Origin of the sequence: Pantoea sp. Taur (genome assembly GCF_009830025.1) — a bacterium.
Lineage (GTDB): Bacteria > Pseudomonadota > Gammaproteobacteria > Enterobacterales > Enterobacteriaceae > Pantoea > Pantoea communis.
Map to the genome: position 1 here is coordinate 52726 of NZ_SZZZ01000011.1, position 14566 is coordinate 67291.

The window sequence follows — 14566 nt, forward strand, 5'->3', positions numbered from 1 at the left end:
CTTAATGTGAGTCATTGCGCGGATCAAGTGCGTCGCGCAGTCCGTCACCCAGCAGATTGAAGCCCTGCACAGTGAGAAAAATCGCCAGCCCAGGGAAAATTGACATCCATGGCGCCTGCTCCAGATAGCCTTTAGCGGTGTTCAGCATCGCGCCCCAGGAAGGTGACGGCGGCTGCTGGCCAAGGCCGAGAAATGACAAGCTGGCTTCAGTGATGATCGCCGAGGCAATCGCCAGCGTGGCCTGCACCAGAATCGGTGACAGCACGTTGGGCAGGACATAACGCAGGATGATCCAGCGGTCTGGCAGCCCGATGGCGCGTGCCCCGTCGATATACTCTTCATGGCGGATAGCAATCACCTGACCGCGCGTCAGGCGAGCAAAGATGGGCATGGCGGAAAGCCCAATCGCTATCATTGCATTGGATAAGCTCGGCCCAAGGAAGGCACCCAATGCAATCGCCAGAATCAGAAACGGGCAGGCAAGCAGCGCTTCAATAAAGCGCGAGATAATGCCATCGCACCAGCCCTGCCAGTAACCGGCGACCAAGCCCAGCGGCACGCCAATCAAAATGGCAATCATCACGGAGATGCACCCCGCCAGCAGCGAGGTGCGGGCACCCCAAATCAGACGCGACAGAATATCGCGGCCCAGCTCATCGGTCCCCAACCAGAACAGCGCGGAAGGGGCTTTGCGCACGGCAAGGAAGTTCGCCTTGATCGGATCGGCCGGTGCCAGCCAGGGCGCCAGCAGCGCCACTGCAACAAACAGCAGCACGATCACCGCGCCGATCAGCGCACTCTTATTGCGCAGGAATTTCTTCAGCACCCGGCGGTTGGGCTTTGCGACCGCAGGCACAGCGCCTGCTGTTAACACCTCGCTCATGGCTAGCCTCGCATTTTCGGGTTGATTAACAGATAGAGCACATCCGCCAGCAGGTTCAGCAGCAGAAAGCCGATCGCCACCACCAGCACCACGCCCTGAACCACCGCGTAATCACGGTTAAACACCGCATCGACAATCATCTTGCCGAAGCCGGGCAGCGTGAAAACCTGCTCGGTTAACACCGCACCGCCCAGCAACTCACCAAACAGCAAGGTGGTGAGCGTGACGATCGGCATCAGTGCGTTACGAAAGGCGTGCTTCAGTACCACTTTCGGGGCCAGCAGACCTTTGGCGCGCGCGGTACGGATGTAATCGGCCTTCAGCACGCTGATCATTGACGCCCGCGTATGGCGCATCAGCGTGGCGGCGAGGCCGGTACCCAGCACCAACGCCGGCAGCAGCAGCGTTTTCAGGTTCTGCGCCACATCTTCACTGATGGGGACAAAGCCTGAGGCTGGCAGCCATTGCAGATGCACGGAAAACAGCAGGATCAGCAGAATCCCCAGCCAGAAATGCGGCACCGATATGCCGGAGAGCGCGACAAAATTGGTGGTGTGATCGACCCAGGTGTCTTTGCGCACCGCCGCGATAATGCCCATGCTGATGCCAATACCTAGCGCAATCACCATCGCCAGCAGCGACAGCTCCAGCGTTACCGGCAACTTACTGGCGATCAGCGAGGTCACTGGCTCTTTGGTGCGCAGTGACATGCCTAAGTCACCCTTCAGCGCATTGCCGATCCACGAGAAATACTGCGTGGGAATCGGATCATCCAGGTGATATTCCGCCCGCAGCTGTGCGATGACCGCAGGATCGCGCTCCTCACCCGCCATCGCCAGCACCGGATCGCCCGGCAGCAGCTTTTGCAGCGCAAACACCATGATGCTCACCAGCAGCAGCGTGGGGATCGCCAGCAGTAAGCGTTTAACTATCAGTTCCAGCATCATCGCTCCTCAGCGGTTTACTGCGCCATGCTCACACCCGCGAGGCGTACTAAGCCATCAGGCCAGGCTTTAAAGCCCTGCAGTTTTTTCGTCATGCCGAAGATGCGCGGCTCGAAATAGAGATAGGCGATTGGCATATCGGTTTGCAGCTGATTCACCACCTTGGTGTAAAACGCCTGGCGCTGCGCCTGATCGTTGGTGAGACGTGCGGCGTTCAGCCACTCATCAACCTGGGGATTGCTGTAGCGACCGTCGTTGAGCGTGCCTTTGCTGTTGATAAACGAGTAGATGCTGCCATCGGGATCGGGACGGCCGGACCAGCCAGATAAGCTGAGTTGGTAATCGCCGCGCTGCTGACGATCCAACAAGCTGGCGAACTCACTCATCTGCAAGTTGAGGTTAATGCCCGCTTCACCGACCATCGCCTGAATCACCTGGCCGACCTGCTGTGCGGTTGGATTGTTGGTGACCAGCAGCGTCAGATTGAGCGGCGTGGTGACACCCGCCGCCTTCAGCAACGCTTTGGCTTTCTCCACATCGCGTGTACTGATTGGGGTGTTGACGTGATAGGCACTGACCGGCGAGAAGGCTTGGTTGGATGGGGTATATAAGCCTTCAAACGCCACCTGATTCAGCGCATCGCGATCGATCGCCAGCGAGAAGGCCTCACGTACGCGCGGATCTTTTAGCGGGCTGTTGGCGTCAACCTTGCCGTTATTGATGTTGAAGGTAATGCCCTGATAACCGAGGCCGGTGACTTTGGCCAGCGCCAGCTTGCTGTCGCCTTCAACCGTTTTCACATCGCTGGCCGCCACGCCTTCTGTCAGGTCGAGATCGCCTGCGCGCAGGTTGGCGAGACGCACTGAGGCATCCGGGATCGGCAGGAAAATCACTTTATCGAAGTGGTATGCGCTTTTGTTCCAGTAGTTTTCAAAGCGCGTCAACACGATACGGTCCTGCTGCACGCGGCTGGCAAACTGATACGGGCCGGAGCAGACTGGATGGGTCGCGAAGTCCGGTTTTTTAGCGGCTTCCGGTGCCAGCATCGCGCCAGCGCGGTCGGTGAGCTGGCTGAGCAGCGCCGCATCCGGTGTTTTCAGGTGGAATTTCACCTGCATCGGCCCGCTCACTTCCACGCTGTCGATGGAAGAGATTTCGCTTTTACGCAGCGAACCCGGCAGCGTCAGCGCACGCTCAATATTGAACTTCACCGCGTTAGCATCAAACTTCTCGCCATCCTGGAAGGTCACGCCCTCGCGCAGGTTCATAGTCAGGGTTTTACCGTCATCACTCCACGCCCAATCGGTTGCCAGGCCGGGCACCACTTTCAGGTTCTCATCCACATCCACCAAGCGGTCGCACATAGCCGCAAACACGAAACGTCCGTAATAGGTGCGCGCCAGATGCGGATCGAGCATGTCTGGGTCGGCACCCAGACCAATGCGAATCACACTTTCCGCCTGGCTGTGTGCACTGGCACCGAGCAAGAGCAGGCCGCTTAAGGCCGTGAGTAACGTTATACGAGCTTTCTTCACAGGCGAATCTCCAGAGGGTTAGGCTTGTTGCTTGACCGCCTGCTCAAACAGCGCGCGGCGACGTAAAAAGGCGGCAGAAGGGGGGGCAATCACGATGACGCTGCGATCGCGGTTAATCTCCTGCCAGCGATGACAGGCAATCTGGCGGCCACCGCTCAGCACCTGGTTAATCGGTTCAAACTGACGGCAATCCGATGTCGCCCATGGGCAGCGTGTGTGAAAACGACAGCCACTAGGCGGATTGGCTGGATTGGGCAGATCGCCCTGCAACATCGGAATCTGGCGGCTGACACCCGGTTGCATCTGCGGCGCGGAGGCGATCAGCGCTTGGGTATAGGGGTGCAGCGGCGCGTCAAAAATCTCGTCCACGGTGGCGACTTCAACAATCTGTCCGAGGTACATCACCGCCACGCGATCGCTCATATGGCGAATCACCGCCAGACCGTGCGCCACGATGATCATCGTCAGGCCAAACTGCTGTTTCAGGCTTTCCAGCAGATTCACCACCTGCGCCTGCACGGAAACGTCTAAGGCGGAAACCGGCTCATCGCCCAGCAGCAATTTGGGTTGGGAGGCGAGGGCACGGGCGATGCCGATACGCTGACGCTGACCGCCGGAAAATTCGTGCGGATAACGCTCTGCCCAGGCACCCGGTAAACCCACGGTGCGCAGTAACTCAGCGACGCGCGCATGGCGCGCCTCTCGGCTCAGTTTTTCATGCAGCCACAGCGGCTCGCCGACAATCTGTTGCACCGTCATACGCGGATTTAGTGAGGCAAAGGGGTCCTGAAAGATGATTTGCAGTTCGCGGCGCAGCTGATTCAGGCGTGCGCCGCTGGCATCGGTAATACTTTCGCCCTGATAAAACACGTCTCCGGTACTGGCCGCCAGCAGACGTAGCAGCAAACGACCGAGGGTCGATTTACCCGACCCCGATTCGCCGACAATTGCCAGCGTCTCACCCGGCATCACCTGTAACGACACGCGATCCACCGCGGTGACGCCGCGATTGCGTTTGAACAGGCGGTTGGGTCCGGCAAAGGTTTTGCTTAAATCGCGGCACTCTAAAATCGGCTTCATGCGATCTCTCCCAACGAGACGTACTGTTCCAGCGGCGCGCGGAAACAGGCGACCTGATGATCGGTAGCCAGCGCACGCAGCGTCGGGCGGTTGTGCTGACAGCGGAGTTCGGCAAAGGGGCAACGGTTGGCAAAACGACACCCTGCGGGCATGTTTTCCGGTAATGGAACCTGGCCAGGAATGGTGGCCAGTGTGCCGCTGCGTGCGCTCAGGCTGGGAATCGATCCCATCAGGCCAATGGTGTACGGATGCTGGGGATCGTTAAAAATCGCTTCCACGCTGCCGGTTTCTACCACCTGACCGGCGTACATCACCGCCACACGCTGCGCGACTTCCGCCACCACGCCCAGGTCATGAGTAATCATCAATACGGCGGTGCCGGTTTCCTGCTTCAGGGTATTCAGCAGCGCCAGAATCTGTGCCTGAATGGTGACATCGAGTGCGGTGGTTGGCTCATCGGCAATCAGCAGCTTTGGATTGTTAATCAATGCCATGGCGATCATCACGCGTTGGCGCATACCACCAGACAACTGATGCGGGTAGGCTTTGAGGCGCATCTCCGGGGCGGGAATCTGCACTTTTTGCAGGATGGTCAGCGCGGCTTCCATCGCCGTGCGGCGATTGACGCGGCGATGACGCATCACCGCTTCACTGAGCTGATCGCCGAGGGTGAAGGCCGGATTGAGCGAGGTCATCGGCTCCTGGAAAATCATCGCCAGCTGATTGCCGCGCAGGCTAGCGTAATCGCTGGCACTAAGATCGCGCAGGCTGCGCCCGTCGAACTGCATCTCGCCTTGTAAAATCTCAGCACTGGCGGGTTGCAGGCCCATCAATGTGAGTGAGGTGATGCTTTTGCCGCAGCCCGATTCCCCAACCAGTGCCAGCGTTTCACCCGCGTGCAGCGTCAGAGAGATATCGTCCAATACCGTAACGGGCGAACCGCGAAACTGCACGCGCAGGTTGCGAACGCTAAGCACCGGGTGATCGTTCATGGCGTCTCCTCCTGATGGTTGTAAAGCGCTTCAAGCAGCGCCTGTTGCAGTGCCAGTAAGTGTTCGCGCATCGCGGCAGCGGCTTCATGCGGCTGGCGTTGCGCGATGTGATTCACCAGGCGCTGATGATGGTCGTCATAGTTGTTGAGGCGGGCGGGGGTGCGTGCCTGTACGCGCAGATGCTGCCAACCTGGATCGCGGCGCACGGCATCCACGGCGTCGAACAGGCCCAGCATCAAGCGATTACCGGCGGCTTCGGCGATAGCGCGATGAAAGGCGCTGTCCCACAGTTCGTGCTGGTCGCCATCCTCCGGTGCCGTGATGCCATTCATGCGTTCCAGCAGGCGCTTCATCAGTGCAATCTGCTCTTTACTGGCGCGCAGGGCGGCCAGTCGCGCTAACCCTGGCTCCAGTTGCAAGCGCGCTTCCATCACTTCCAGCAGATTCGACTGCTGCGGCAGGTCGTGCAGCGCCAGCGGCTGCACCGGTGCAGCAGGACCAACAAAGGTGCCTTTACCCTGTTTGCGCCAGATGCGTCCCTCCTCTTCCAGCACATCTAGAGCACGGCGGATCTCACGGCGTCCGACGCCAAAACGCTCTGCCAGTTCACGTTCCGTGGGCAGCGCGCGGTCGGGCTGCTGCTCCTGTTGCTGGATCAGTTGACGCAGTTGCTCCAGAGCAGAACTGGAGTTGCGGGCGCTATCTGACGTGTGACTCATGATTGGTTCGCCTGTTTAAGCATCAGAAAAAGATCGGTAATTCCGTATTAACCAGCACTTTTACTGATGAAAGGCTGAGCAATCGGCTTTATCAGCTTAGGCAAGAAGCGAACCAATATTGAATTGGTTCAAAGATGACAGGCACATGACAGCAATAACCCTTTGAACAGTAAGTAAAAGTTTTTTCGAGCTTCGTTTAAAACTGCGAGGTGCATCAATATTCGCGGTGGAAGGTGCGCTTCATGTTGGTGCGCTCACGCTGCATTGCTGTGCACGAGGCGAGCTGTTCAAACTGGAAATAACGTGAATGATGTTATTTTTCAATGGATTGAAATATTGGCACTTTTTTTGAATGTGTTTATGCAGATGCAGGAGCGATAGCGGGCAACCGATGTCGCCAGACAATTTGCAATGGGTCACTAGGGTTCCGGTCGAAAGATGCTGGTCCGAGAGTGACCGACCGTCCTCTGACGGTTACACGGCGGGACAAAAGCCCGGGAGGAAAGCGAGATCGTTGCTCGCCGCCTCCTGCTTTTATTTCGCCCGTTAACGCCAGAGGAACCATCATGATCAAAGCCTGCCTTCGCTTGCTGTTGCTTTGCACCGTCGCACTGTTCAGCGTCAATACGCTGGCCGCCGACAAACCCTCCTTCAAGATCTGTTGGTCCATTTACGCGGGCTGGATGCCATGGGATTACGCCCAGCAGAGCGGCATCGTGAAAAAATGGGCCGATAAATACGGCATCGACATCCAGTTTGTGCAGGTCAATGACTACATCGAATCGGTGAATCAGTACACCGCCGGCGGCTTTGACGGCTGCACCATGACCAACATGGATGCCCTGACCATTCCTGCCACCGGCGGCGTGGACAGCACCGCGCTGATTGTCGGCGACTACTCCAACGGCAATGACGGCATTCTGCTGAAAGGCAAAGGCAACATTGCCTCGCTGAAAGGCAAGCCGATCAATCTGGTTGAACTCTCGGTCTCTCACTATCTGCTGGCACGTGCGCTAGAGAAATCGGGCATGAGCGAGAAGGATGTCAAAGTGGTGAACACCGCGGATGCCGATCTGGTGGCGGCGTTCGGCACGTCTGACGTTCACTCCATCGTCACGTGGAACCCGCTGCTGGCCGAAGCGGAAAAGCAACCGGACAGCCATCTGATTTTCTCTTCTGCACAGATCCCGGGCGAAATCCTTGATCTGCTGGTGGTGAATACCGCCACGCTGAAAAAGTATCCGCAGTTGGGCAAGGCGCTGACCGGTGCCTGGTATGAAACGCTGAAAACCATGTCCGGCGCGAGTGACAGCGCCAAAGCTGCGCGCACGCAAATGGCGCAGGCTTCCGGCACCGATCTGGCGGGCTTCGATCAGCAGCTGGCCGCCACTCACTTATTCAGCGATGCCAAAACCACCCTCGATTTTGTCGACAGCCCGCAGTTGAAAGCCACCATGCAGCTGGTCGCAGAGTTCTCCTTCAAGCACGGTTTACTGGGTGAAGGCGCACCGAGTGCTGATGTGGTGGGCGTGGAAACGCCAGCAGGCAACTGGGGTGATAACAACAACCTGAAACTGCGCTTCACCGATGAGTTCACCAAACTGGCCGCTGCGGGTCAGCTTTAAGCGAGACGATGCCGATGCGTAAATTGATCAACTACCAACCGCTGCCGCTCGGTCGCCTGCTGCTTGGCATCCTGCCGCTGCTGGCGCTGCTGCTGGTCTATCTGTTCGCGTCGGATGCGCGTCTCAGCCTGAACGCCGCAGACAAACTGTTGCCAGGGTTTAACGCGATGGGGGACGCCATCAGTCGCATGGCGTTTCAGCCCAGCCCGCGCACCGGGGAATACCTGCTGTGGACCGACACCGCCGCCAGCCTGATGCGCCTGCTGAGTGGGGTGGCGATCAGCGCACTGCTGGCGCTGGCGATTGGCCTGTTCACCGGCGCGCTGCCGGTGGTGCGGGCAGTGCTGGCACCGCTGGTGACGGTAGTCGCGCTGGTGCCGCCGCTGGCGATTCTGCCGATTCTGTTTATCTGCTTTGGCCTCGGTGAAGTGTCGAAAGTAGTGCTGATCGTGATCGGCATTACTCCGCTGATTGCGCGCGATTTGCAGCTGCAGGTGGAGAAAATCCCACGCGAGCAGCTGGTGAAAGCGCAGACGCTAGGTGGGCACAGCGCGCAGATTTTGTGGCGCGTGATTCTGCCGCAGATGATGCCGCGCCTGCTGGATGCGGTGCGTCTGTCGCTGGCATCAGCGTGGTTGTTCCTGATTGCTGCTGAAGCGATCGCCGCCACCGAAGGGCTGGGATATCGCATCTTCCTGATGCGCCGTTATCTGGCGATGGATGTGATTTTGCCTTACGTGGCGTGGATTGCGCTGCTGGCCTTTGTGCTCGACCTGCTGCTGCGGCTGATCAGCCGTCGCTGCTGGCCGTGGTATCACGCGAAATGATTCAGGAGCGAACCATGCCATTACTGCAACTGAAAAACCTCGAAAAGCATTACGGCGATCAGGTGGTGCTGGAACGTCTCAACATCAACGTCGAGCAGGGCGAGTTTGTGGCGATTGTCGGGGCGTCCGGCTGTGGCAAAACCACTTTCATCAACATGCTACTTGGCACCGAATCGCCGACCAAAGGCCAACTGCTGCTGGACGGTGAACCCATCCCCGACGAACCCGATGCCCATCGCGGCGTGGTATTCCAGCGCTATTCGGTGTTTCCCCATCTGACGGTGCTCGGCAACGTGATGCTGGCGGAAGAGTTCAGCAGCGCCCGCTGGCTGGGACGTGTGTGGGGCAAAAAGCGGCAGGCGATTCGTCAGCGTGCGCAGGCAATGCTGGCGCAGGTTGGCCTGGAGCATGCGCAAAACAAATACCCGCACCAGCTCTCGGGCGGCATGCAGCAACGCCTGGCGCTGGCACAGGCGCTGATGAAACAGCCGCGTATCCTGCTGCTTGATGAGCCGTTTGGTGCGCTCGATCCCGGTATCCGCAGTGAAATGCACCAGCTGATTACCCGCCTGTGGCAGCAGCACAACCTGACCATTTTTATGATCACGCATGACCTGAAAGAGGGCTTCAGCCTGGCTTCACGCCTGCTGGTGTTCGACAAACTGCGTCATGACCCGCACGCGCCGCAAGCCTGGGGCGCGACTATCACTTACGACCTGCCGCTGGATCGCACACAGCCTGATGTTGCGCTGCCATCTGAGCCGCAGGTGGCTTAAAGGAGCAACACATGAATGCTTATCAAACCCTGTTACCGGCGGGATCGCACTGGTCGCTGGTGATGCGCAGCGGTACGGCGCTGACACTGACCGATATTGAAGGCGGTGCCAACGTCGGCATGCTGTTCCACAACCCGGAAAATCTGCTGGAGCGCTACAACGCGCCCGATACGCTGAAGTGCCAGCACACTTTCCGCCTGACGGCCGGGCACTGCCTTTATTCCGATATGGGGCGCATTTTTTGCGGCATCGAAGAAGACAGCTTCGGCTGGCATGAGAGCGTTTGCGGCACCTTGAATGCTGAGCACACTGCCGCACGCTTCGGCGCCAGCGACTATCAGCAGGCTCGCAATCTGCGCCATCAAAACGGCTACGACAGTTTCCTCGTCGAGCTGGCGAAATACGGCCTCGGCCAGCGTGATATGGCCTCTTGCCTCAACCTGTTTGCCAGGGTGCGCGCCGATGATAACGGCACGCTGCAACTGGAGCAGCAGGGTGCACCTGGCGCACAGGTGCGGCTGCGCTTCGCCATGGACACGCTGGTGATCCTACACACCTGCCCGCATCCGCTGAATGTAAGCAGCGAATATCCGCGCCAGCCGGTGCAGATCGCACTGGACGCCCAGCGCGCGCCGCTGCCGGACATTTGCCTGGCGCGTGCCGAAAACCAGCGCGGACTGCGCAACAACGCACTCTATCAGCTGCAAGGAGAAATCTGATGATCACTGAAAGCTTACTCTATCCCGCCGAAGCTAAATTCCAGCAGCAGGTGAACGCCGGTGATTACTGGTTGCAGCGCATCGAAGCGGGCCAGACCTTGCGTATCACCGATCTGGAAGGGAATCAGGCTGCCGATACCCTGTTCTTCAACGCCGACGACACTGCCGAGCGTTACAGCATGAGCGATACGCTGCGCGGGCAAAAGAATGTGTTCCTCAGTGCGGGCAGCGTGCTGCGTTCCAGCTTGGATCGCCCGATGCTGACGATAACTGCCGATACCTGTGGTCGCCACGATACGTTGGGCGGCGCCTGCTCCTGTGAAAGCAACACCGTGCGCTACGACCTGGAGAAGCGCCATATGCACTCCTGCCGTGACAGCTGGATGCTGGCGGTGGCTGAGAAGCCAGAATTTGGCCTGACGCGTCGCGATATCACCCACAACATCAACTTCTTTATGAACGTGCCGGTGACGCACGACGGTGGTTTGACCTTCGCCGATGGTATTTCTGCACCGGGTAAATACGTCGAGATGGTGGCGGAGATGAATATCCTGGTGCTGATCTCCAACTGCCCGCAGCTCAACAATCCCTGTAACGGTTACAACCCGACGCCGATCTTAGTCAGCGTGTGGTGAATCTTTGACGCAACGGGACGACCCGTTTTTAAGCCGTCATTGTCCCTGCAGGACGACCTGCCGTAATAAGAGATTTCACTCATGATTGATCGCGTATTGATTGCCAACCGTGGCGCGATTGCTGTGCGCATCATCCGTACCTTGCAAGCGATGAACATCCGCGCGATTGCGGTGTATGCCGAAGCCGATCGCCACGCGCGCCATGTGCGACTGGCCGATGAAGCCTGGTCGCTGGGCGAGGGGCAGGTGCGAGACACTTATCTCAATCAGCAAAAAATACTGGAAATTGCCGCACAGAGCGGGGCGCAGGCAGTGCATCCCGGTTACGGATTCCTCAGCGAAAATCCCGAGTTTGTGACGCGCTGTGAAGCGGCCGGCGTGCAGTTCCTCGGGCCGAGTGCCGGGCAGATGGCCGCGTTCGGTTTAAAACATCGTGCGCGTGCGCTGGCACAGGAGAATCAGGTGCCGCTGCTGCCGGGCAGTGGTTTACTGACTTCGCTGGACGAAGCGCGAGTGATGGCGGAGAAGATTGGCTACCCGGTGATGCTGAAAAGCACCGCCGGTGGCGGCGGTATTGGCATGCAGCGTTGTGATGATGCCGAACAGCTCAATGCGGCGTTTACGCGTGTTAAACGTCTGGCAGGCAATAATTTCGCCGACGATGGCGTATTTTTAGAGAAGTTTATCGCCCGCGCGCGCCACATTGAGGTGCAGATCTTTGGCGATGGTGCTGGCAATGTGATTGCCCTTGGCGAGCGTGACTGTTCTGCTCAGCGCCGCAACCAAAAAGTGCTGGAAGAGACGCCCGCACCGGGATTGAGTGCGGCGGTTCGCGCTGAGCTACAAGCAACTGCGGTGCGACTGGCGCGTGCGGTCAACTACCGCAGCGCGGGCACCGTGGAGTATGTCTACGATGATGCCAGCCAGCAGTTCTGGTTTCTTGAAGTGAACACCCGTTTGCAGGTGGAGCACGGCGTCACTGAAATGGTGTATGGCGTGGATTTGGTACGCTGGATGGTGGAGCTGGCGCAACAAACGTTGCCGCCGCTGCACACCTTATCGACCGAAGCGCAAGGCCATGCGATTCAGGTGCGCCTGTACGCTGAAGATCCGGCCAAACAGTTCCAGCCCAGTGCCGGTTTGCTCAGTCACGTCCAGTTCCCGACGGAAAGTGAAGACGCCACGCTGCGCATTGACAGCAGCGTGGAAACCGGCATGGAAGTATCGCCGTTCTACGATCCGATGCTGGCGAAAGTGATTGTGCATGCGGCCAGCCGTGAAATGGCATTGCGCAGTCTGGCACAGGTGCTGGACGCCACCGAGCTGTACGGTATCGAAACCAATCTGCTGTGGTTGCGCCATCTCTGTTCCCTGCCGGAAGTGCAGCAAGGCCGCATCATCACCGCCACGTTGGGCGGCGTGCAGTGGCAACCGCCCACGCTGGATATCCTCAGCGGCGGCACCTTGACCACGGTGCAGGATGCGCCTGGCCGTGTCGGTTACTGGCATGTCGGTGTGCCGCCGTCTGGCCCGTTTGACAGCCGCGCGTTCCAGTTAGGGAATCGCCTGCTGAATAACAACGCCCAGGCGGCGGGGCTGGAGATCACCCTGCGTGGCCCCACGCTGCGTTTTAATCAGGCGTGCAGTTTTGTTCTGACCGGCGCACCGATTGCCGCGCAGCTGGATCAGCAGCCGTTAACGATGCATCAGATTGTCACCGCGCAGGCTGGGCAAACCCTGACGCTGGGCGATGTGAGCGAAGGGTGCCGCAGCTATCTGCTGCTGGCGGGCGGCTTGAATACGCCGCGCTATCTCGGCAGCCGCAGCACCTTTACGCTCGGCAAGTTTGGCGGCCACGCCGGGCGCGCTTTGCGGGCGGGCGATGTATTGCATCTTGCCGATCCGCAGGTGCTGGCAACGGCAGACTTGCCTCGCGAGTTGGTGCCGGAACTCAACGGCGAATGGCAGCTGCGGGTGATTTACGGCCCGCACGGCGCACCGACCTTCTTTACCGATGAAGACATCGAGGCGTTCTTTGCCGCCGAGTGGCAGGTGCACTACAACTCCAGCCGCACCGGCATCCGCTTGATTGGCCCCAAACCGACCTGGGCGCGCAGCGATGGCGGCGAAGCGGGTATGCATCCCTCCAATATTCACGACAACGCCTATGCCTTTGGCACGGTGGATTTTACCGGCGATATGCCGGTGATCCTCGGTCCGGACGGTCCTTCGCTCGGTGGCTTTGTCTGCCCGGCCACGGTGATCGAAGCCGATCTGTGGAAGCTCGGACAGCTCAAAGCAGGGGATCGCGTGCGCTTCCTGCCGATCGATCTCAGCAGTGCGGATCAACTGGCGCAGGCAGAGCGTGAAGCGATCATCAAACTGCAATCAGTACCGCTTACAGTGAACGCTGCGCTGCCCCTTATTGATCCACTATTGCACCATCAGGCGGCAGAAAATGGCCGCCCATCGCTCAGTGTGCGTGCGGCAGGTGACCGTTTCCTGCTGGTAGAGTATGGCGATTTGATGCTGGATATCGCCCTGCGTTTCCGCGTGCACGCGCTGATGCAACAGCTGGAAGCCCATTCTCTGCCGGGTCAGCTGGAATTAACGCCGGGCATTCGTTCGCTGCAGGTGCACTACGATGCACAGCGCTGTGCAAGAAGTGTGCTGTTGGCGCAAATTTTGCACATTGATAGAGAGCTGGGCGATCTGAGCGAGGCCGCCGTGCCCTCTCGTACCGTGTGGTTGCCGCTCAGCTGGGATGATGCGGCATGCCGTGAGGCCATTACCCGCTACAGCCAGTCAGTGCGACCTGATGCACCCTGGTGCCCCAGCAATATTGAATTTATCCGCCGCATCAATGGCCTTACCAGCATTGATGAGGTGAAGGAGATCGTGTTCAGCGCCGCCTATCTGGTGATGGGGCTGGGCGATGTCTATCTCGGTGCGCCCGTGGCGACGCCGCTCGACCCGCGTCATCGCCTGGTGACCACGAAGTACAATCCGGCGCGCACCTGGACAGCAGAAAACTCGGTAGGTATTGGCGGCGCTTACATGTGCGTCTATGGCATGGAAGGGCCGGGCGGTTATCAGTTTGTCGGGCGCACCATGCAGATGTGGAACCGCGATCGACAAACCCCGGCGTTCACTCAGCCGTGGCTGCTGCGCTTTTTCGATCAAATCCGTTTTTATCCGGTTAGCGCTGAGGAATTACTCACCATTCGCGAGCGTTTCCCGTGGGGTGACTATCCGCTGCGTAGCGAAGAGGGCGAATTCCGCCTTGCAGATTATCAGGCGATGCTGGTGGAGCAGGCGGAGGAAATCGACGCCTTCCAGCAGCAACGTCAGCAGGCTTTTGACTGTGAACTGGCGCGCTGGCGCGCAGAAGGGCAATTCACCTTCGACAGTCAGCTGCAGGAACAGAGTAGTGAAGAGATTACGGTGCCTGCAGGGTGTAGCCCGGTAGAGAGCCAGGTGGCGGGCAGCGTGTGGCAATGGTTGGTTGACGAAGGCAGTGAGATTGAAGCGGGTGCCACGGTAGGCATACTCGAATCCATGAAGATGGAAATCCCGATCGTGGCGCCAGTCAGTGGAAAAATCCATAGTTTCTATCGCCATGCCGGGCAGCAAGTGCAGGCAGGTCAATTGCTTATGGTGATCGATCCTTCTGCGGCATAAGTAAGAATAAAAAATAATCAGTAATCAGGCAGCAAAGCCGGGGATCTGACCCATAATTAGTAACCCGGCTGATTGTTGCATTGCTATGACATCTTTTTCGCAGTGTGCAACAGGCTGTGTCCCGTAACGGTTTAATAAAAAATTGAAAAG

At 58.7% G+C, this 14566-nt stretch carries 12 protein-coding genes and 1 riboswitch; of the genes, 6 read left to right on the plus strand and 6 right to left on the minus strand.

The features are described from left to right. Position 1 precedes the first annotated feature (1 nt). From FD744_RS15645 to FD744_RS15670, 6 genes are read right to left on the minus strand one after another with little or no spacing between them, the layout of a single operon-like run. Entirely contained in the window at positions 2-883 is an 882-nt protein-coding gene (locus FD744_RS15645; protein ID WP_160868668.1) for an ABC transporter permease, read from the minus strand. Between the two features lie 2 nt (positions 884-885). Continuing rightward, the gene (locus FD744_RS15650; RefSeq protein WP_034827746.1) at positions 886-1827 is read right to left on the minus strand and encodes an ABC transporter permease; all 942 of its coding nucleotides are present in this window, start codon (positions 1825-1827) and stop codon (positions 886-888) included. Positions 1828-1844: 17 nt separating this feature from the next. Next, positions 1845-3362, minus strand: a complete 1518-nt coding sequence (locus FD744_RS15655) for an ABC transporter substrate-binding protein (RefSeq protein ID WP_160868669.1) — start codon at positions 3360-3362, stop codon at positions 1845-1847. Between the two features lie 18 nt (positions 3363-3380). Continuing rightward, complete coding sequence (locus FD744_RS15660; RefSeq protein WP_160868670.1) at positions 3381-4442, minus strand: ABC transporter ATP-binding protein; 1062 nt, start codon at positions 4440-4442, stop codon at positions 3381-3383. Next, on the minus strand, positions 4439-5434 hold the full coding sequence (locus FD744_RS15665; protein ID WP_160833345.1) for an ABC transporter ATP-binding protein: 996 nt from the start codon (positions 5432-5434) through the stop codon (positions 4439-4441). Before FD744_RS15665 ends, FD744_RS15660 begins: the two co-directional genes overlap by 4 nt. Further along, positions 5431-6153, minus strand: coding sequence for a FadR/GntR family transcriptional regulator (locus FD744_RS15670; RefSeq protein WP_160833346.1), 723 nt, complete (start codon positions 6151-6153; stop codon positions 5431-5433). The genes FD744_RS15665 and FD744_RS15670 overlap by 4 nt, the downstream gene beginning before the upstream one ends. A gap of 408 nt (positions 6154-6561) precedes the next feature. Next, positions 6562-6656: riboswitch (guanidine-I (ykkC/yxkD leader) on the plus strand. Positions 6657-6719: 63 nt separating this feature from the next. Between FD744_RS15670 and FD744_RS15675 the strand changes: the two genes are divergently transcribed. From FD744_RS15675 to uca, 6 genes are all read left to right on the plus strand, one after another. Beyond that, positions 6720-7778, plus strand: coding sequence for a putative urea ABC transporter substrate-binding protein (locus FD744_RS15675; protein WP_160868671.1), 1059 nt, complete (start codon positions 6720-6722; stop codon positions 7776-7778). A gap of 14 nt (positions 7779-7792) precedes the next feature. Continuing rightward, a complete protein-coding gene (locus FD744_RS15680; protein ID WP_058961099.1) occupies positions 7793-8605 on the plus strand; it encodes an ABC transporter permease in 813 nt (270 codons plus the stop codon). 14 nt (positions 8606-8619) lie between these two features. Continuing rightward, positions 8620-9381 (plus strand): ABC transporter ATP-binding protein, encoded by a 762-nt coding sequence (locus FD744_RS15685; RefSeq protein ID WP_160868672.1) that lies wholly within the window; start codon positions 8620-8622, stop codon positions 9379-9381. An 11-nt stretch (positions 9382-9392) separates the two neighbouring features. Further along, on the plus strand, positions 9393-10100 hold the full coding sequence (locus FD744_RS15690; RefSeq protein ID WP_160868673.1) for an urea amidolyase associated protein UAAP1: 708 nt from the start codon (positions 9393-9395) through the stop codon (positions 10098-10100). Next, positions 10100-10735, plus strand: a complete 636-nt coding sequence (locus FD744_RS15695) for an urea amidolyase associated protein UAAP2 (RefSeq protein WP_160868674.1) — start codon at positions 10100-10102, stop codon at positions 10733-10735. Before FD744_RS15690 ends, FD744_RS15695 begins: the two co-directional genes overlap by 1 nt. 81 nt (positions 10736-10816) lie before the next feature. Beyond that, positions 10817-14416 (plus strand): urea carboxylase, encoded by a 3600-nt coding sequence (gene uca / locus FD744_RS15700; RefSeq protein WP_160868675.1) that lies wholly within the window; start codon positions 10817-10819, stop codon positions 14414-14416. Positions 14417-14566 lie beyond the last annotated feature (150 nt).